The organism is Streptomyces klenkii, from assembly GCF_003626645.1.
GTDB lineage: Bacteria > Actinomycetota > Actinomycetes > Streptomycetales > Streptomycetaceae > Streptomyces > Streptomyces klenkii.
Map to the genome: position 1 here is coordinate 235,957 of NZ_RBAM01000004.1, position 18,443 is coordinate 254,399.

14 protein-coding genes and 1 pseudogene are annotated in these 18,443 nt (G+C 69.4%); 8 read left to right on the forward strand and 7 right to left on the reverse strand.

What is annotated here, in order from left to right; genetic code table 11:
- Positions 1 to 7 precede the first annotated feature (7 nt).
- The 7 genes from gyrA to dnaA all read right to left on the reverse strand — a co-directional run bounded on the left by gyrA (position 8) and on the right by dnaA (position 11,860).
- Positions 8 to 2,638, reverse strand: coding sequence for a DNA gyrase subunit A (gene gyrA / locus D7231_RS11160; protein WP_120754957.1), 2,631 nt, complete (start codon positions 2,636 to 2,638; stop codon positions 8 to 10).
- A 52-nt stretch (positions 2,639 to 2,690) separates the two neighbouring features.
- Entirely contained in the window at positions 2,691 to 4,739 is a 2,049-nt protein-coding gene (gene gyrB / locus D7231_RS11165) for a DNA topoisomerase (ATP-hydrolyzing) subunit B (protein ID WP_120754959.1), read from the reverse strand.
- A 387-nt stretch (positions 4,740 to 5,126) separates the two neighbouring features.
- Positions 5,127 to 5,672, reverse strand: coding sequence for a DciA family protein (locus D7231_RS11170; RefSeq protein ID WP_120754960.1), 546 nt, complete (start codon positions 5,670 to 5,672; stop codon positions 5,127 to 5,129).
- On the reverse strand, positions 5,669 to 6,793 hold the full coding sequence (recF, locus tag D7231_RS11175) for a DNA replication/repair protein RecF (RefSeq protein ID WP_120754962.1): 1,125 nt from the start codon (positions 6,791 to 6,793) through the stop codon (positions 5,669 to 5,671). Before recF ends, D7231_RS11170 begins: the two co-directional genes overlap by 4 nt.
- Before the next feature lie 71 nt (positions 6,794 to 6,864).
- A complete protein-coding gene (gene gnd, locus D7231_RS11180) occupies positions 6,865 to 7,740 on the reverse strand; it encodes a phosphogluconate dehydrogenase (NAD(+)-dependent, decarboxylating) (protein WP_120754964.1) in 876 nt (291 codons plus the stop codon).
- Between the two features lie 131 nt (positions 7,741 to 7,871).
- Positions 7,872 to 9,002 carry a DNA polymerase III subunit beta gene (dnaN, locus tag D7231_RS11185; protein ID WP_120754966.1) on the reverse strand — a complete coding sequence of 377 codons (1,131 nt, stop codon included), beginning with the start codon at positions 9,000 to 9,002 and terminating at the stop codon, positions 7,872 to 7,874.
- A 935-nt stretch (positions 9,003 to 9,937) separates the two neighbouring features.
- Positions 9,938 to 11,860, reverse strand: a complete 1,923-nt coding sequence (gene dnaA / locus D7231_RS11195) for a chromosomal replication initiator protein DnaA (protein ID WP_120754968.1) — start codon at positions 11,858 to 11,860, stop codon at positions 9,938 to 9,940.
- A 421-nt stretch (positions 11,861 to 12,281) separates the two neighbouring features.
- Here dnaA and rpmH point away from each other — a divergent pair, with 421 nt between their 5' ends.
- The 8 genes and pseudogenes from rpmH to D7231_RS11235 all read left to right on the forward strand — a co-directional run bounded on the left by rpmH (position 12,282) and on the right by D7231_RS11235 (position 18,191).
- Entirely contained in the window at positions 12,282 to 12,419 is a 138-nt protein-coding gene (rpmH, locus tag D7231_RS11200) for a 50S ribosomal protein L34 (RefSeq protein ID WP_003949374.1), read from the forward strand.
- Positions 12,420 to 12,447: 28 nt separating this feature from the next.
- A pseudogene (gene rnpA, locus D7231_RS11205) lies at positions 12,448 to 12,816 on the forward strand (ribonuclease P protein component); the annotation flags it as partial.
- Between the two features lie 62 nt (positions 12,817 to 12,878).
- Positions 12,879 to 13,196 (forward strand): membrane protein insertion efficiency factor YidD, encoded by a 318-nt coding sequence (gene yidD / locus D7231_RS11210; protein ID WP_120754972.1) that lies wholly within the window; start codon positions 12,879 to 12,881, stop codon positions 13,194 to 13,196.
- Between the two features lie 3 nt (positions 13,197 to 13,199).
- Positions 13,200 to 14,336: a membrane protein insertase YidC gene (gene yidC, locus D7231_RS11215; protein WP_120754974.1), complete on the forward strand. Its 1,137-nt coding sequence runs from the start codon at positions 13,200 to 13,202 to the stop codon at positions 14,334 to 14,336.
- Positions 14,337 to 14,350: 14 nt separating this feature from the next.
- Positions 14,351 to 14,872, forward strand: a complete 522-nt coding sequence (locus D7231_RS11220) for a Jag family protein (protein WP_241999652.1) — start codon at positions 14,351 to 14,353, stop codon at positions 14,870 to 14,872.
- Positions 14,873 to 15,039: 167 nt separating this feature from the next.
- Positions 15,040 to 15,750: a 16S rRNA (guanine(527)-N(7))-methyltransferase RsmG gene (gene rsmG / locus D7231_RS11225; RefSeq protein ID WP_120754978.1), complete on the forward strand. Its 711-nt coding sequence runs from the start codon at positions 15,040 to 15,042 to the stop codon at positions 15,748 to 15,750.
- A 288-nt stretch (positions 15,751 to 16,038) separates the two neighbouring features.
- Positions 16,039 to 17,121, forward strand: a complete 1,083-nt coding sequence (locus tag D7231_RS11230) for a ParA family protein (protein ID WP_120754980.1) — start codon at positions 16,039 to 16,041, stop codon at positions 17,119 to 17,121.
- Entirely contained in the window at positions 17,118 to 18,191 is a 1,074-nt protein-coding gene (locus D7231_RS11235) for a ParB/RepB/Spo0J family partition protein (RefSeq protein ID WP_120754982.1), read from the forward strand. Before D7231_RS11230 ends, D7231_RS11235 begins: the two co-directional genes overlap by 4 nt.
- The last annotated feature ends 252 nt before the right edge of the window (positions 18,192 to 18,443 follow it).

Here is an 18,443-nt window from a genome sequence, read left to right on the forward strand (position 1 = left end):
TCACGACTTACTCCTCGGTGTTTCCTGCCGGGGCGGATGCGCCCTCGGCACCCTGGGCCCCGTCGCCCTCGGCTGCATCGGCCAACTCCTCGACCTCTTCAGCCTCGCGACCGGCCTCGGCGTTCCGTGCGATGCCCACAACGGCATCGCGCTTGCCCAAGTTGATCAGCTGGACGCCCATGGTGTCACGGCCCGTCTCCCTGACCTCGCTGACCCGTGTGCGGATCACGCCGCCGCCGAGCGTAATGGCAAGGATCTCGTCGGTCTCCTCGACCACCAGCGCACCGACCAGCGAGCCACGATCCTCCACGATCTTGGCCGCCTTGATACCGAGGCCGCCGCGGCCCTGAACGCGGTACTCGTCCACGTTCGACCGCTTCGCGTAGCCGCCGTCGGTCGCCGTGAAGACGAACGTCCCCGGGCGCACGACGCTCATGGAGAGCAGCTCGTCGCCCTCGCGGAAGCTCATGCCCTTGACGCCGGAGGTGGCCCGGCCCATCGGGCGGAGGGCTTCATCCGTAGCGGTGAACCGGATGGACTGCGCCTTCTTGCTGATCAGCAGCAGGTCGTCCGCGGCGGAGACCAGCTCGGCACCGATCAGCTCGTCCTCGGCACCGCTCTCGGTCTCGCGCAGGTTGATGGCGATGACGCCGCCGGAGCGCGGGGAGTCGTAGTCCTTGAGCGAGGTCTTCTTCACCAGACCGGACTTGGTGGCGAGCACCAGGTACGGCGCGACGTCGTAGTCGCGGACGGCGAGGATCTGGGCGATCTTCTCGTCCGGCTGGAAGGCCAGCAGGTTGGCCACGTGCTGGCCGCGGGCGTCGCGCCCGGCGTCCGGCAGCTCGTAGGCCTTGGCGCGGTAGACGCGGCCCTTGTTCGTGAAGAACAGCAGCCAGTGGTGGGTGGTGGAGACGAAGAAGTGGTCGACGATGTCGTCTTCCTTGAGCTTCGTGCCCCGCACGCCCTTGCCGCCGCGCTTCTGCGAGCGGTAGTCGTCGGTCTTCGTGCGCTTGACGTAGCCGCCACGGGTGATCGTGACGACGATGTCCTCCTCGGCGATCAGGTCCTCGATGGACATGTCGCCGTCGAAGGGCACCAGCGCCGAGCGCCGGTCCTCGCCGAACTTCTCGACGATCGCCGTGAGTTCCTCGCTGATGATCTGACGCTGGCGCTCGGGCGAGGCGAGGATCGCGTTGTACTCGTTGATCTTCGCCTGGAGCTCGTCGTGCTCCGCCACGATCTTCTGGCGCTCCAGGGCGGCCAGCCGGCGCAGCTGCATCTCCAGGATCGCGTTGGCCTGGATCTCGTCGATCTGGAGCAGACCCATCAGGCCCTCGCGGGCCACGTCGACGGTGTCGCTGCGCCGGATGAGCGCGATGACCTCGTCGATGGCGTCCAGGGCCTTGAGCAGACCGCGCAGGATGTGGGCGCGCTCCTCGGCCTTGCGCAGCCGGAAGCGGGTGCGCCGGACGATGACCTCGATCTGGTGCGTCACCCAGTTGCGGATGAAGGCGTCCAGGGAGAGGGTGCGCGGCACGCCGTCGACCAGGGCCAGCATGTTGGCGCCGAAGTTGGTCTGGAGGTCGGTGTGCTTGTAGAGGTTGTTGAGGACGACCTTGGCGACCGCGTCCCGCTTGAGGACGATCACCAGGCGCTGGCCCGTACGGGACGAGGTCTCGTCGCGTACGTCGGCGATGCCGCCGATCCTGCCGTCCTTCACCAGGTCGGCGATCTTCTGCGCGAGGTTGTCCGGGTTGGTCTGGTACGGGAGCTCGGTGACCACCAGGCACTGGCGGTTCTGGATCTCCTCGACCTCGACCACGGCGCGCATGGTGATCGAGCCGCGGCCCGTGCGGTAGGCCTCCTCGATGCCCTTGCGGCCCACCACGAGGGCGCCGGTCGGGAAGTCGGGGCCCTTGATGCGCTCGATGAGCGCGTCGAGCAGCTCCTCGGAGCTCGCCTCCGGGTTCGCCAGGAACCACTGGGCGCCCTCGGCGACCTCGCGGAGGTTGTGCGGCGGGATGTTGGTGGCCATGCCGACCGCGATGCCGGCGGAGCCGTTGACCAGCAGGTTGGGGATGCGCGACGGCAGGACCGTCGGCTCCTGGTTGCGGCCGTCGTAGTTGTCCTGGAAGTCGACGGTCTCCTCGTCGATGTCCCGGACCATCTCCATGGACAGCGGCGCCATCTTGCACTCGGTGTACCGCATGGCGGCGGCCGGGTCGTTGCCCGGGGAACCGAAGTTGCCGTTGGAGTCCACCAGCGGCATCCGCATGGCCCAGGGCTGGGCGAGGCGGACCAGGGCGTCGTAGATGGAGGCGTCACCGTGCGGGTGGTACGTACCCATCACGTCACCGACGACGCGGGCGCACTTGTAGAAGCCCTTCTCGGGCCGGTAGCCGCCGTCGTACATCGCGTAGAGCACGCGGCGGTGCACCGGCTTGAGGCCGTCGCGCACGTCGGGCAGCGCACGCGAGACGATCACGCTCATCGCGTAGTCGAGGTAGGAGCGCTGCATCTCCGTCTCGAGCCCGACGGGCTCGACGCGCATGCCCACGCCCTCCAGCGGGGCGGGCGCGCCCTCGGGGGTCACCTCGGGCACGGGGGCGGTGGGGGTCTCAGGGGTTTCGTCGGCCATGGGTGTTCAAAGTCCTTTCGCGCTGCGGCTGTCTCGGGGTGGGCCGACAGGCTCAGATATCGAGGAAGCGGACGTCCTTGGCGTTGCGCTGGATGAAGGAGCGCCGGGCCTCGACGTCCTCGCCCATGAGCACCGAGAACAGGTCGTCCGCCTGCGCGGCGTCGTCCAGGGTGACCTGGCCCAGGACGCGGTGGTCGACGTCCATGGTGGTCACGCGCAGCTCCTCGGCGTTCATCTCACCGAGACCCTTGAAGCGCTGGACCGAGTCGTCCTTGATCCGCTTGCCGTTTTCGCGGCCGAGCTGGATCAGGGCGTCGCGCTCGCGGTCGGAGTACGCGTACTCGAAGTCGTCCCGGCCCCACTTGATCTTGTAGAGCGGGGGACGGGAGAGGTAGACGTGACCGGCCTCGACCAGGGGGCGCATAAAGCGGAAGAGGAAGGTGAGCAGCAGGGTGTTGATGTGCTGACCGTCGACGTCGGCGTCCGCCATCAGGATGATCTTGTGATAGCGGAGCTTCGCGATGTCGAAGTCCTCGTGCACGCCGGTGCCGAAGGCGGAGATCAGCGCCTGGATCTCCTGGTTCTGGAGGATCTTGTCGATCCGGGCCTTCTCGACGTTGAGGATCTTGCCGCGGATCGGGAGGATCGCCTGGTACTGCGGGTTGCGGCCGGACTTGGCCGAGCCGCCGGCGGAGTCACCCTCGACGATGAAGATCTCGCACTTGGCCGGCTCGTTCGACTGGCAGTCCGAGAGCTTGCCCGGCAGCGACGCCGTCTCCAGCAGGCCCTTGCGGCGCGTGAGGTCACGGGCCTTGCGGGCCGCGACGCGCGCGGTGGCGGCCTGGATGGACTTGCGGATGATGTCCGCGGCCTCGTTGGGGTTGCGGTCCAGCCAGTCCGTCAGCTGCTCGTGGACGACCTTCTGCACGAAGGTCTTGGCCTCGGTGTTGCCCAGCTTGGTCTTGGTCTGGCCCTCGAACTGCGGCTCGCCCAGCTTGACGGAGATGATCGCCGTCAGACCCTCGCGGATGTCGTCGCCCGTGAGGTTGTCGTCCTTCTCGCGGAGCAGCTTCTTGTCGCGCGCATAGCGGTTGATCAGACCGGTGAGCGCCGCGCGGAAGCCTTCCTCGTGCGTACCGCCCTCGTGGGTGTGGATGGTGTTCGCGAAGCTGTAGACACCCTCGGTGTACTGGGTGTTCCACTGCATCGCGACCTCGAGGGAGAGCATCCGCTCCTTGTCCTCGGCCTCGAAGTCGATCACCGTGGGGTGAATGACCTCGCCCTTGCGCGAGTTGAGGTAGCGGACGAAGTCGGAGATGCCGCCCTCGTAGTGGTAGCGGACGGTGAGGGGCTTGCCCTCCTCGTCCACGTGGGCCGGGCGCTCGTCCGTCAGCGAGATGGTGAGGCCCTTGTTGAGGAACGCCATCTCCTGGAAGCGCCGCGAGAGCGTCTCGAAGGAGTACTCGGTGGTCTCGAAGATGTCGCCGTCGGCCCAGAAGGTGACCGAGGTGCCGTGCTCGTCGGTCGCCTCGTTCTGCTGGAGCGGGGCGGTCGGGACGCCGAGCTTGTAGTCCTGGGTCCAGCGGAAGCCGTCGGTCTTCACCTCGACCGCGACGCGCGTCGACAGCGCGTTGACGACCGAGACGCCGACGCCGTGCAGACCGCCGGAGACGGCGTAGCCGCCGCCGCCGAACTTGCCGCCCGCGTGCAGGACGGTCAGGACGACCTCGACCGCGGGCTTGCCCTCGGAGGGCACGATGCCGACCGGGATGCCACGGCCGTTGTCCACGACGCGCACGCCGCCGTCGGAGAGGATCGTGACGTCGATGGTGTCCGCGTGGCCCGCGAGGGCCTCGTCGACGGAGTTGTCCACGACCTCGTAGACGAGGTGGTGCAGGCCGCGCTCACCGGTCGAGCCGATGTACATGCCGGGCCGCTTGCGGACGGCGTCCAGACCCTCCAGGACGGTGATCGCGCTGGCGTCGTAGGACACCGCTTCGGGCGCGCCCGCGGGTGCGGCCTCGGCCGTCTCGTTGGAAGGGGTGGTGTTCTCGTTGGGGTTGCCGGAATCGGCCACGAAGCGCCCTTTCTGGCACAGCACAGGCCATCCCCGACTGCGGCGGGGAGACCCCACCCGAGGCAGGCAGGAGCGGCTGCGTCGTTCTGCGTTGGTCGACGAGTCCCGCGAGCCGGCGGGATTGCCACCAGTCTACCGGTAGCGCTGACATGAATGGGGGTTTGGCGGTGCCTGAGCCTGCACGTGCCGCCCTGAACCGGCATCAGCCGACTCCCTATATGCGCCCCCGGGCTCCGAGAGGCTCACAGCGGCACTCAGCGCTTCGGGCTGTCAACCGCCCGCTACCGTGAGCGGGGTCTCAGCGCCGGCTCACGCGCCACGCCGGTCAACCCGTGGCATCACCGGCCTCCGTGGCCGCTTTCGCTTCCGCCGTCGGCCCCGCTGCCAGCCGTCTCTTCCGTGTCAGCCTTCTCAGCCGTACGTGTCGCCCGGGCCCGTGCTGCCGGGGGCGCGCAGCGAGCCGTAGCGGCGGGCGGGGCCGCCCGGGCCCAGCACCTTGATCGTCCGTACGGTGCCCTGCCCGAGGTCGTCGTTGAGCCGGGCCACCAGCTGCGGCGCCAGCAGGCGCAGCTGCGTCGCCCACGCCGTCGAGTCGCACTGCACCGTCAGGACGTGCGAGTCCTCGTCGAAGGTCTGCGGGGTGCAGTGCAGGGCCAGCGCGTCGCCCACGATCTGCGGCCAGCGGCCCATCACCCCGCCCACCGCCGCGGGCTTCTCCCAGCCCCGCTCGGTGATCAGCCGGTTGATGGCGGCGCCCAGCGGCAGCGGGTCGCGGCCGTCGGCGCGCGCCCCGGAGCGCAGCCCACCGCCGCGGCGCACCTGCTTCTTCTGCTGGGCCGCAGCGCCCCGCGCCCGCGCCTGCTCCTTGGCCGCGCGCAGCGCGACCCGCGCCAGGTCCACGCCGGAGGACTCGGGCGGCTTCGGGTGCTCGGAGGACGAGCCGGGGTGCGTGCTCATACGCGCTCGACCTTGCCGTCCGAGACCGCGTACCGGGCGCCGGTGAGGACCTCCGGCACGTCGTCGTCGACCGCGGCGGTGACCAGCACCTGCTCGCCGTGGGCCACCAGCTCCGCCAGCCGCTCCCGGCGCCGGGCGTCCAGCTCGGCGAAGACGTCGTCCAGGACGAGCACCGGCTCGTTGCCCTCGGAGCGCAGCAGCTCGTACGAGGCCAGGCGCAGCGCCAGCGCGTACGACCAGGACTCGCCGTGGCTCGCGTACCCCTTGGCCGGCAGCTGGCCGAGCCGCAGGAGGAGGTCGTCGCGGTGCGGGCCGACCAGCGTCACGCCCCGCTCGATCTCCTGCTTGCGGGCCTCGGCGAGCGCCGCGAGCAGCGCCTCGTACAGCTCCTCACGGGTGTGGGCGCCCTCGATGCCGGCCGGGCCGCGGTAGTCGAAGGCGACCGGGCCGCCGCCGGGCGCCAGCTGCTCGTAGGCCTTGTCGGCGAGCGGGCGCAGGGTCGCGATCAGGTCGAGCCGCTGGGCCAGCAGCTCGGCGCCGGCGCGGGCCAGGTGCTGGTCCCAGATGTCGAGCGTGGACAGATCCAGGCCGCGACCGCCGTGGCGGCGCGCCATGGCCGCGCTCTTGAGGAGGGTGTTGCGCTGCTTGAGGACCCGCTCGTAGTCGGAGCGGACGCCCGCCATGCGCGGGGTGCGCGCGGTGATCAGCTCGTCCAGGAAGCGGCGGCGCTCGCCGGGGTCGCCCTTGACCAGGGCGAGGTCCTCGGGGGCGAACAGCACGGTGCGCACGATGCCGAGCACGTCGCGCGGTCTGACCTGGGACGATCTATTGATCCGGGCCCGGTTGGCGCGGCCCGGGTTGAGCTCCAGCTCGATCAGCTGCTGCCGCTCGTCCTGGACCACCGCGGCCCGTATGACGGCGCGCTCGGCGCCCATCCGGACCAGCGGGGCGTCGGAGGAGACCCGGTGGCTGCCGAGGGTGGCCAGATAGCCGACCGCCTCGACGAGATTGGTCTTGCCCTGGCCGTTCGGGCCCACGAACGCCGTGACGCCCGGGTCGAGGGAGACCTCGGCCCGGGCGTACGAGCGGAAGTCGGCCAGCGACAGATGCGTGACATGCATGGTGCGCCGACCTCTTCCGCTGTGTACTACTCGTCCTGCTGGTGATGCAGTTACTGCTGTGGTGCCTGTTACTACTTGCTCTCGACGGCGTGGCCGCCGAACTGGTTGCGCAGCGCGGCGATCATCTTCATCTGCGGCGAGTCGTCCTGACGGGAGGCGAAGCGCGCGAAGAGCGACGCGGTGATCGCGGGCAGCGGCACGGCGTTGTCGATCGCGGCCTCGACCGTCCAGCGGCCCTCGCCGGAGTCGGCGGCGTAACCGCGCAGCTTGTCGAGGTGCTCGTCGTCGTCCAGGGCGTTGACGGCCAGGTCGAGCAGCCAGGAGCGGATGACCGTGCCCTCCTGCCAGGAGCGGAAGACCTCGCGCACGTCGGTGACGGAGTCGACCTTCTCCAGCAGCTCCCAGCCCTCGGCGAAGGCCTGCATCATGGCGTACTCGATGCCGTTGTGGACCATCTTGGCGAAGTGGCCGGCACCGACCTTGCCCGCGTGCACCGCGCCGAAGTCACCCTCGGGCTTGAGCGCGTCGAAGATCGGCTGCACGCGCGCGACGTTCGCCGCGTCGCCGCCGTACATCAGGGCGTAGCCGTTCTCCAGGCCCCAGACGCCGCCTGAGACGCCGCAGTCCACGAAGCCGATGCCCTTGTGGCCCAGCTCCTCGGCGTGCTTCTCGTCATCGGTCCAGCGGGAGTTGCCGCCGTCGACGACGATGTCGCCCGGGGAGAGCAGCTCGCCGAGCTCGTCGATGGTGGACTGGGTGGCGGCACCGGCCGGAACCATGACCCACACGACGCGCGGGCCCTGGAGGGAGCCGACCAGGTCCTTGAGGCTGCTGACATCCGCGAGGTCAGGGTTGCGGTCGTATCCGATGACGGTGTGACCTGCGCGGCGGATGCGCTCGCGCATGTTGCCGCCCATCTTGCCGAGACCGACGAGACCGAGCTCCATGGGTGATCCTCTATGCCTTGAGTGGGTTCGTACCTGGGTCCGAGCCTACGCCGGGCAGGCGCTGCACACCTGTGGGGCGGGGGCGCTCAAAAGGCTGTGTGCCCCCGCCGCGGCCGATCCCGTCAGCTGCGTCAGCCGGACAGGCGAACCGGCATGATCAGGTACTTGTACGCGTCGTCCGCCTCGGCGTCGACGGCGGGCTTGCCGCTCAGCAGCGCCGGCTTCGTCGACGTCGTGAAGGACAGCTGCGCGACCGGGGAGTCGATCGCCGACAGGCCCTCCAGCAGGAAGCCGGGGTTGAACGCGATCGAGATGTCGTCGCCGTCGAGCTGGGCGTCGACGCGCTCCACAGCCTGTGCATCGTCGCTGGAGCCGGCCTCCAGGATCAGCACGCCCTGCTCGAAGCTCAGCCGCACCGGGGTGTTCCGCTCGGCAACCAGCGCCACGCGCTTGACGGCCTCGACGAACGGCGCGGTCTCGATGACGGCGACCGAGTTGAACTCGGTGGGGAAGAGCGTGCGGTACTTCGGCAGGTCGCCCTCGAGCAGCCGCGTGGTGGTGCGGCGGCCGGCGCCCTCGAAGCCGATCAGGCCCTCGCCCGCACCGGAGCCGGACAGGGCGATCGAGACGGAGTCGCCGCCGCTGAGGGACTTGGCGGTGTCCAGCAGGGTCTTGGCGGGGACCAGGGCGACCGCGGAGATGTCCGGGGTCTCGGGCTTCCACATGAACTCGCGGACCGCGAAGCGGTAGCGGTCGGTGGAGGCCAGGGTGACGGTGTCGCCCTCGATCTCGATGCGGACACCGGTGAGCACCGGCAGCGTGTCGTCACGGCCGGCGGCGATGGCGACCTGCGCGGCGGCGGCGGCGAAGACCTCGGCGGGGACGGTGCCCGTGGCGGTGGGCATCTGCGGCAGCGCCGGGTACTCCTCCACAGGCAGGGTGTGGAGTGTGAATCGCGAAGAGCCGCAGACCACGGTGACGCGCACACCATCGGTGGAGATTTCCACAGGCCTGTTGGGAAGTGCGCGGCAGATGTCGGCGAGGAGGCGGCCGGAGACGAGGACGGTGCCGTCCTCCTCCACATCGGCGTCGACCGAGACGCGGGCGGAGACCTCGTAGTCGAAGCCGGACAGGCTCAGGGAGCCGTCCTCGGCCTTCAGCAGCAGGCCCGCGAGGACGGGCACCGGCGGACGGGCCGGGAGGCTGCGGGCCGCCCAGGCCACTGCCTCCGCGAGTACATCGCGCTCCACCCGGATCTTCACCGGAACCGCCTCCTGCTTGTTGCTGGCTCGCCCTGCTGGCTTCTTCGTCGGCTGCTTGCCGGAGACCAGTCTGACGTACGCCGCTGACAGCTGGTGCGTCTCGGGGTCAAGTCGGGTCGGAGGGCGTGGCGAGGCCCGCGGCCGAGTTGTGCACAGGACCCACTTCGAAACGAGTTCCCCGCTAGATCTCTGTGGTCGTAGTAGTAGGGCCTGTGGAAACGGTGGAAAACCCTCTTTGCCCAGGTCAACGCCGCTTTTTTGTCCACCGGGCCTGTGGGCGGGGGCAGTGGATAAGCGGGGTGCGCTGTGGACCGCGGAAAGTTCTGCACAACCGGTGCACAGGCGGGGCGCACTTCTCCCCAGGGCTGTCCCCAGTTTTACCCAGGTTCCCCACAGCCCAATCCGGCACCTTGGTGTGACGCCTTTCACTCGGTGCGGTGAGGTCGGGCGTTTCGTTGCCGAACAGTGGACAGAGGTGTGGAAAGACTGTGTACAACATCCACTCTCCTGTGGGCGGCCGGTGGACAACGCCGAGGGGTCCTTGTGGGTGATTAATCTGTCCACAGGCTGTGGAAGACCGTCAGCCACAAATCCACACGCCCTTGACCTCGCCTGATGGGCTATCAACAGCCTGCGCTGTGGACGGCGTATGGACAACTTCGCAGCCCACAGGGTGTGGACAGCCGGTCGGCAAGGAAACTGTGGAGAACCCCGGGTCCGGCGCACGTATTCGAACAGAGCTGTGCGCGGCTGTGGACACCGGAGGCCCTCGGGACGCCCGGTTGATGGCCCGCCGATGCCTCCGCGGCGCCTTCCGGCGCCTCTGTGAGGCGCCTTGAGACGTCCCTGTGAGGTGCCTGCGACGTCCCCAAGACCGCGAAAAGGGCGCTCCGGGAAGCCTCCCGGAGCGCCCTCGGACGTCCTGTGCGGTGTCCTCAGCCGTTCTTGATGCGGTTGGTCAGCTCGGTCACCTGGTTGTAGATGGAGCGCCGTTCGGCCATCAGCGCGCGGATCTTCCGGTCCGCGTGCATGACGGTCGTGTGGTCCCGCCCGCCGAACTGCGCACCGATCTTCGGCAGCGACAGGTCCGTGAGCTCGCGGCACAGGTACATGGCGATCTGCCGGGCCGTCACCAGCACGCGGCTGCGCGAGGCCCCGCACAGGTCCTCGACGGTGTGCCCGAAGTAGTCGGCGGTCGCGGCCATGATGGCCGGCGCCGTGATCTCCGGCGAGGCGTCCTCGCCGCCCGGGATCAGGTCCTTGAGGACGATCTCGGTCAGGCCCAGGTCGACGGGCTGCCGGTTCAGGCTCGCGAAGGCCGTCACCCGGATCAGCGCGCCCTCCAGCTCGCGGATGTTGCGCGAGATGCGGGAGGCGATGAACTCCAGGACCTCCGGCGGGGCGTTCAGCTGCTCCTGCACGGCCTTCTTGCGCAGGATCGCGATGCGGGTCTCCAGCTCGGGCGGCTGGACGTCCGTGATGAGGCCCCACTCGAAGCGGTTGCGCAGCCGGTCCTCCAGCGTCACCAGCTGCTTGGGCGGCCGGTCCGAGGACAGCACGATCTGCTTGTTCGCGTTGTGGAGGGTGTTGAAGGTGTGGAAGAACTCCTCCTGCGTCGACTCCTTGCTCGCCAGGAACTGGATGTCGTCGACCAGGAGGATGTCCATGTCGCGGTAGCGCTTGCGGAACGCGTCCGCCTTGCCGTCGCGGATGGAGTTGATGAACTCGTTGGTGAACTCCTCGGAGCTCACGTAGCGCACGCGGGTGCCCGGGTAGAGGCTGCGCGCGTAGTGCCCGATGGCGTGCAGCAGGTGGGTCTTCCCCAGGCCCGACTCGCCGTAGATGAAGAGGGGGTTGTACGCCTTCGCCGGCGCCTCGGCCACCGCGACGGCGGCGGCGTGCGCGAAGCGGTTGGACGCGCCGATCACGAACGTGTCGAAGAGGTACTTCGGGTTCAGGCGGGCGGTCGGCTCGCCGGGGCCGGGGGCCGGGGACGGCTTCGCCGCGAGCGGGCCGGGGGCGCCGCCGGAGACGGGACGGTCGGACCGGTCGCCGCCGCGCGGGCCGCTCTCCGGCCGGTCCCGGCCGGGGATCTCGCGGCCCTGCATGTCACGGCCGGGCATGTCGTGGCGCTGCTGCTCGTACGGCATGCGCTCGGACGGCTGCGTCCGGTAGTCGGAACCCTGCGGTTCGTAGCCGCCGCCGGAGTGCTGCGAGGCGTACGGATCGCGTTCGCCCTCGGCGAAGCCGCCGAGTCGCTGCTGCTGCCAGCCGTAGTCGTTCCTGTCGCCCCTGTCACCGGGGGGCGGCACCGAGGGGGCCGAGTGGCGCGGCCAGGCGCCGGGCTCGGGGCGCTGCTGCTGGTAGTCCGGGTAGGCGGGGCGCACGGACGGCAGGTCGTCGGCCGGGGCCTGGCGGCCGTAGCTCTCGCGGCCCTCGTAGGCGCCGTTGTCGAAGCTCTCATAGCCGTCCCGGGACTCGTAGGCGTCGCGGCCCCGGCCGTCGCCGCCGCGGCCCGCGGGCTCCTCGTAGCGGGACTGCTGCGGGGCCTGGGGGCGCTCGGCGGGCTCGCCCGCGGAGTCGTCCACGGTGATCGCGATCCGGATGGGGCGGCCGCACTCGCGGCTGAGCGCCTCGCTGACGAGCGGCGCGAGCCGGCCCTCGAGCACGCCCTTGGCGAATTCGTTGGGCACGGCCAGCAGGGCGGTGTCCGCGACGAGGGCCAGCGGCTGGCACCGCTTGATCCAGTGCTCGTCCTTGGTCTCGACGCCCTGGCCGCGCTTGTCCCGGCCCTCGCCCAGGAGCTGGTCGAGCACGCGCGGCCACACTGCGGCAAGATCGGCAGGCAGGTCAGCCACAGGGCACGCTCTCTCAGTCACTGGGGGCGCCCCGTCAGTCCCACGAATGTGTGGTTCTCGGGACGGGCGGGAAGGATTCGGAGTTCAGCCACGGTAGTCAGCCCGCGGTGCGTGGTTCAAGTCGTTGTCCACAGGGTGTGTACAAATGTGCCATGACGCGAGCCGTGTCGTCCCACCGGGCCACGGCGGGCTACGGTGTATCCCTGGTGCGCTGCCGGTTTGACCGAATGGCGTAGCCGCGCGTACCGTGACCAGGTCGAGTTGTCGATGGCTGCTGCCGCCTGCCTCCGATGGGCAAAGATCGCGTCGAATCTGTGCGTGGTTATGAAGCGGTGCACTCGGGCGTTGCGAGCTTCTCGTGGGCGCACGGTGACAGCCAGGCGATGTCCCGCCACCACCGAATCATTTCTGGAGCCCCCGAGTGAGCAAGCGCACCTTCCAGCCGAACAACCGCCGTCGCGCGAAGACCCACGGCTTCCGCCTGCGCATGCGCACCCGTGCCGGCCGCGCGATTCTCGCGTCCCGCCGTGGCAAGGGTCGCGCCCGCCTGTCGGCCTGAGCAGCCTGACGACCAATAGGTCCATGCCGTGCTGCCTACCGACAATCGTCTGAGGCGGCGCGAGGACTTTGCGACCGCGGTGCGCCGGGGACGCAGGGCAGGCCGCCCGCTCCTCGTCGTCCACCTCCGTAGCGGTACAACGGACCCGCACACACCTGGGGAGAACGTTCCCCCGGTGCGTGCGGGTTTCGTCGTCAGCAAGGCCGTCGGCGTCGCCGTTGTCCGCAATCTGGTGAAGCGCAGGCTTCGCCACCTGATGCGTGACCGGCTCGATCAGCTGCCCGCCGGTAGCCTGGTGGTGGTACGGGCCCTGCCCGGCTCGGGCGAGGCGGACCACGATGAGCTGGCCCGTGATCTTGACACCGCACTGCAGCGGCTGTTGGGAGGGGCGCCGCGCCGTTCCGATTCCCCCAGGGAGACCCCCGGGGACCTTGGCCGAAGCCAGGGAGGGAGCGCACGGTGAAGTATCCGCTGCTGTGGTTGATCAAGCTCTATCAGTGGACCATCAGCCCGCTCCTGGGCCCGGTCTGCAAGTACTACCCGTCGTGCTCGCACTACGGCTACACAGCCATTGACGTGCACGGTGCGGTCAAAGGAACGGCGCTGACGGCCTGGCGCGTCCTGCGCTGCAATCCGTGGTCGCTCGGTGGCGTCGACCACGTTCCTCCCCGGAAGCGTCCGGTCTGGCACCAGCGGCTGAGGAGCCGACTGGGTGGGCACCCCGCCTCGGGGCCTGCCGCACAGCCCGAGACTCAGCCCAACGCCCAAGGAGCCTGATTCGTGGACACGATCCTCGGTCCCCTCTATTACGCAGTTTCCTGGATCATCGTCCAGTTTCATTCGCTGTACAGCCTTGTCTTCGACAAGAACAGCGGCTGGGCGTGGGGGCTGTCCATCGTCTCCCTCGTGGTCCTGATCCGCATCTGCCTGATCCCGCTCTTCGTGAAGCAGATCAAGGCGACGCGGAACATGCAGGCGCTCCAGCCGAAGATGAAGGCGATCCAGGAGCGCTACAAGAGCGACAAGCAGCGCCAATCCGAAGAGATGATGAAGCTCTACAAGGAGACGGGCACCAACCCTCTCTCGAGCTGTCTCCCGATCCTGGCCCAGTCGCCCTTCTTCATCTCGCTGTACCAGGTCCTGAACCACATCGCCCAGGGCAAGACCGTCGGCTTCATCGACAAGGAGCTGCTGGACAGCGCCCGCCAGGCGCACATCTTCGGCGCCCCGCTGTCGGTGAAGTTCCTCGACTCCGCCTCCAAGGTGGAGAGCCTCGGCGCCACGCTGACCGACGTCCGCGTCGTCACGATCATCATGATCGTCCTGATGTCGCTGTCGCAGTTCTACACCCAGCGCCAGCTGATGACGAAGAACGTCGACCTCTCGGTGAAGACGCCGTTCATGCAGCAGCAGAAGATGCTGATGTACGTCTTCCCCGTGATCTTCGCGGTCATCGGCATCAACGTCCCCGCGGGTGTGCTCCTGTACTGGCTGACCACCAACGTGTGGACCATGGGCCAGCAGATGTTTGTCATCCGCCGCAACCCCACCCCGGGCAGCCTCGCCTTCAAGCAGCGCCAGGACCGCCTGCGGGCCAAGGGCAAGCTCAAGGAGGACCCGGCCGAGGTCGAGGCGCGCAAGGCCGTCGAGGCCGCCCGTGCCAAGCGTCAGCAGCCCAAGCGCCAGACCAAGGCCAAGCGCCAGGTCGCGGGCACGACCCCGGCCGCTTCCGACGCCGCCTCCACCGATTCCACCACCTCCGCCGCGGACGAGCAGAAGCCGTCGCTGGAGAAGAAGCAGGGTGAGTCCGGGACGGACGCCAAGGCCGCCGGCGGCGCCAAGGACGCCAAGGCGGGCGGCAAGCCCGGGCAGCGCAAGAGCGGCCCGCAGCGGCCCAAGCACCCCTCCAAGAAGTGATGAAGGAGTCCACTGTGACGGACACGCAGCGCCAGACCAGCGGTGTCGCCGCTGAGGGCACCGACACCCTGTCCCGCCTCGAGCAGGAGGGCGAGATCGCGGCCGACTACCTCGAGGGTCTGCTCGACATCGCCGACCTCGACGGCGACATCGACATGGACGTCGAGGCCGACCGCGCCGCGGTGTCGATCATCAGCGACTCGACCAGCCGTGACCTCCAGAAGCTCGTCGGCCGTGACGGCGAGGTGCTGGAGGCGCTCCAGGAGCTCACCCGGCTGGCCGTGAACCGGGAGACCGGCGACCGCAGCCGGCTCATGCTGGACATCGCCGGCTTCCGCGCCCGCAAGCGCGAGGAGCTGGCGAAGGTCGGCGCCCAGGCGGCTGCCGAGGCCCGCAGCACCGGCGGCCCGGTCAAGCTGGACCCGATGACGCCCTTCGAGCGCAAGGTCGTCCACGACGCCGTGGCCGCCGCGGGCCTGCGCAGCGAGTCCGAGGGCGAGGAGCCGCAGCGCTTCGTCGTCGTCCTCCCGGCCTGACCGTCCCGGGCGGATCCCCGCCCGGTTCCCCCCGGCTTTCCCGATCCCACTTCTAGGTGTGTCCGGCCCCGTCTGCTCGCAGGCGGGGCCGATCCTTGTCAGCCTGATATGCAGACTCTGAATCCCAGTGATGCTCAGAGAGACGTCGTACGGAAGGACGGTTTCCCGTGGATGAGGCAGCGGAGCTCCCCCCGGCGCCCCCCGAGGCCCGGGAGGTTTTCGGTGACCGCCTGCCGGAAGCCGTTCGGTACGCCGAAGTGCTCGCGGACGCGGGCGTACGGCGTGGTCTCATCGGTCCCCGTGAGGTTCCGCGGCTGTGGGAGCGGCACCTGCTGAACTGCGCGGTGCTCTCCGAGGCCGTCCCGGACGGCGTCTCCGTGTGCGACGTGGGCTCCGGCGCCGGGCTGCCCGGCATCCCGCTGGCCCTGGTCCGGCCGGACCTCCAGATCACCCTCCTGGAGCCCCTGCTGCGCCGTACGACGTTCCTCCAGGAGGTCGTGGAGCTGCTGGGCCTGGATCACGTCACGGTCGTGCGCGGCCGCGCCGAGGAGATGCTCGGCAAGGTGCAGCCGGTGCACGTCGTCACCGCGCGGGCCGTGGCTCCGCTGGACCGGCTCGCGGGCTGGGGCGTGCCCCTGCTGCGGCCGTACGGCGAGATGCTCGCCCTCAAGGGCGACACCGCGGAGGAGGAGCTGAAGGGCGCTCGTGCGGCGCTCAGCAAGCTCGGCGTGGTCCGGACCTCGATCCTCCAGGTCGGCCAGGGCGTCGTGGACCCGCCGTCCACGGTGGTCCGGGTCGAGGTGGGGGAGAGCCCGGGCGGTGTGCGCTTCGCCGCCAAGCGGGCCAAGGCCGCGGGACGCTCGCGCCGCCGTCGCTGAGATCACCCTTCCGGGTCACCCCGGTGGAGCAGGGCAATGCTCCATACAACCTGCCAAACCTATCCATAGCGGAGTGTCGTCGCCGCGGCGCAGAGCGTGCGCTGCATCGTGTTTCACGTGAAACGACGCTCCTTGCTACAGGGAATCATCGACCGGGGCCGCGCGGCCGTGCCGCGCGGCCAGCGGACGGCCGAGCGCGCCGGTGGCACCGGCGACGCTGGTGTATCCACAGGAATGCTGGATTCATCCACAGGAGAACGGGCCTCGCTGGTTCACAACCCCGAAAGCATGGCAGGCTCTGTCCATTGCGAGCCTGATGTCGAGGAGAGTGAATCCTTGCGGTCCGACGCCAATATCGCGGGGCCGATGGCCGATCCGGTCCCCGGTCCCCGCCCCGCCGACTCCGCGCCGTCGGCTGATCCCGGGGTACTGCCCGTGGCTGATGCCGGGGTGCTGCCCGTGAATGAGCTCGTCGGCTCGGTTTCACGTGAAACACCGCCGCCGATGCCCCGGCCGGAGCAGACCCGGGTCATGGTGGTCGCCAACCAGAAGGGCGGCGTGGGCAAGACCACCACGACCGTGAACCTGGCGGCCTCACTGGCCCTGCACGGCAACCGTGTCCTGGTCATCGACCTCGACCCCCAGGGCAATGCCTCCACCGCGCTGGGCATCGACCACCACGCAGAGGTTCCGTCGATCTACGACGTCCTGGTGGACAGCAAGAAGCTCGCCGACGTGGTGCAGCCGGTCGTCGATGTGGAGGGCCTCTTCTGCGCGCCCGCCACGATCGACCTGGCGGGCGCCGAGATCGAGCTGGTCTCCCTCGTCGCCCGTGAGAGCCGGCTCGACCGTGCGATCAAGGCCTATGAGCAGCCGCTGGACTACATCCTCATCGACTGCCCGCCCTCGCTCGGCCTGCTGACGGTCAACGCCCTGGTCGCCGGCGCCGAGGTGCTGATCCCCATCCAGTGCGAGTACTACGCCCTGGAGGGCCTCGGCCAGCTGCTGCGCAATGTGGAGCTGGTGCGGGGGCACCTCAACCCCAAGCTCCACGTCTCGACGATCCTCCTGACGATGTACGACGGCCGGACCCGGCTGGCCTCCCAGGTGGCCGATGAGGTGCGCACCCACTTCGGCCATGAGGTGCTGCGGACCAGCATTCCCCGGTCCGTCCGCATCTCCGAGGCGCCCAGCTACGGGCAGACGGTCTTGACGTACGACCCGGGTTCCACTGGAGCGCTTTCCTACCTGGAGGCAGCCCGGGAGATCGCGCTGCGGGGCGTGGGCGTACGTTACGACGGCAGTAGGGCTCACCTGGTGGGCCGTCAACAACAGCAAGACCAGCACAGCATGTCGGAGGGGCTGCAGTGAGCGATCGACGTAGAGGACTGGGCCGTGGGCTCGGTGCCCTGATTCCAGCGGCGCCGAAGGCATCGGAGAGCGCCGGCTCGGCCGTGGGGCCGGGCGCGACGTCCCCCGCCGCGGTGCCGGTTCTCACGCCGGAGCGGGGGGTGGCGACGGCCAAGGTGACCCCGCTGCCGGTGATGGACGTCGCCGTTTCACGTGAAACGGATGCGGAGGAGGCCCAGGGAACGGGAGCGCAGTTCGCAGAGCTGCCGCTGGACGCCATCACGCCCAATCCGCGGCAGCCGAGGGAGGTCTTCGACGAGGACGCCCTTGCCGAGCTGGTCCACTCCATCCGCGAGGTCGGGCTGCTCCAGCCGGTGGTCGTACGCCGGACCGCCCCGGAGCGCTATGAACTGATCATGGGTGAGCGCCGCTGGCGGGCCTGCCGGGAGGCCGGCCTGGACAGCATCCCGGCCATCATCCGCGCGACGGAGGACGACAAGCTCCTCCTCGACGCCCTCCTGGAGAACCTGCACCGGGCGCAGCTGAACCCGCTGGAAGAGGCTGCCGCCTACGACCAGCTGCTCAAGGACTTCAACTGCACCCATGACGAGCTGGCGGACCGGATCGGACGGTCGCGTCCCCAGGTCTCCAACACGCTGCGGCTGCTCAAGCTCTCCCCGGAGGTGCAGAGGAAGGTCGCGGCCGGCGTGCTCCTGGCCGGACACGCCCGTGCCCTGCTCTCGATCGACGACACCGAGGAGCAGATCCGGCTCGCGGGGCGCATCGTGGCCGAGGGGCTGTCGGTGCGTTCCGTGGAAGAGATCGTGACCCTGCTGAAGCGGGAGACGAAGGGCTTGGTCAAGCCCAAGGGCCCCCGCGCGGGCACCCGGGTCTCCCCGGCGCTCACCGATCTGGCCACCCGGCTGTCGGACCGCTTCGAGACCCGGGTGAAGGTCGACCTGGGCCAGAAGAAGGGCAAGATCGTCGTCGAGTTCGCCTCGATGGAGGACCTGGAGCGCATCCTGGGCACGCTCGCCCCGGGCGAGGGCCGGGTCATGGAGCAGAAGCTCTCCGCCGACGACGAGGACTAGGACGAGGGCTGAGCCCGAAGGCAAAGGGCGGGTGGTGTTTCACGTGAAACACCACCCGCCCTTTGCCTTGCCGCGCTGTTCGCTCAACCCCTCCCCGGATACGATGCGTTGGGGTATGGCGCAACCACGTTGACACAGTTCGCGGAGGGGCGGGGCCATGCGATGGGTGGGCCGGACCGGACTGGTGGCAACAGGCTTCGGCCTGGGAGCAGTCGGCGGATTCGTCGGCAGCCTTCTCTGGGAACGGAGCGT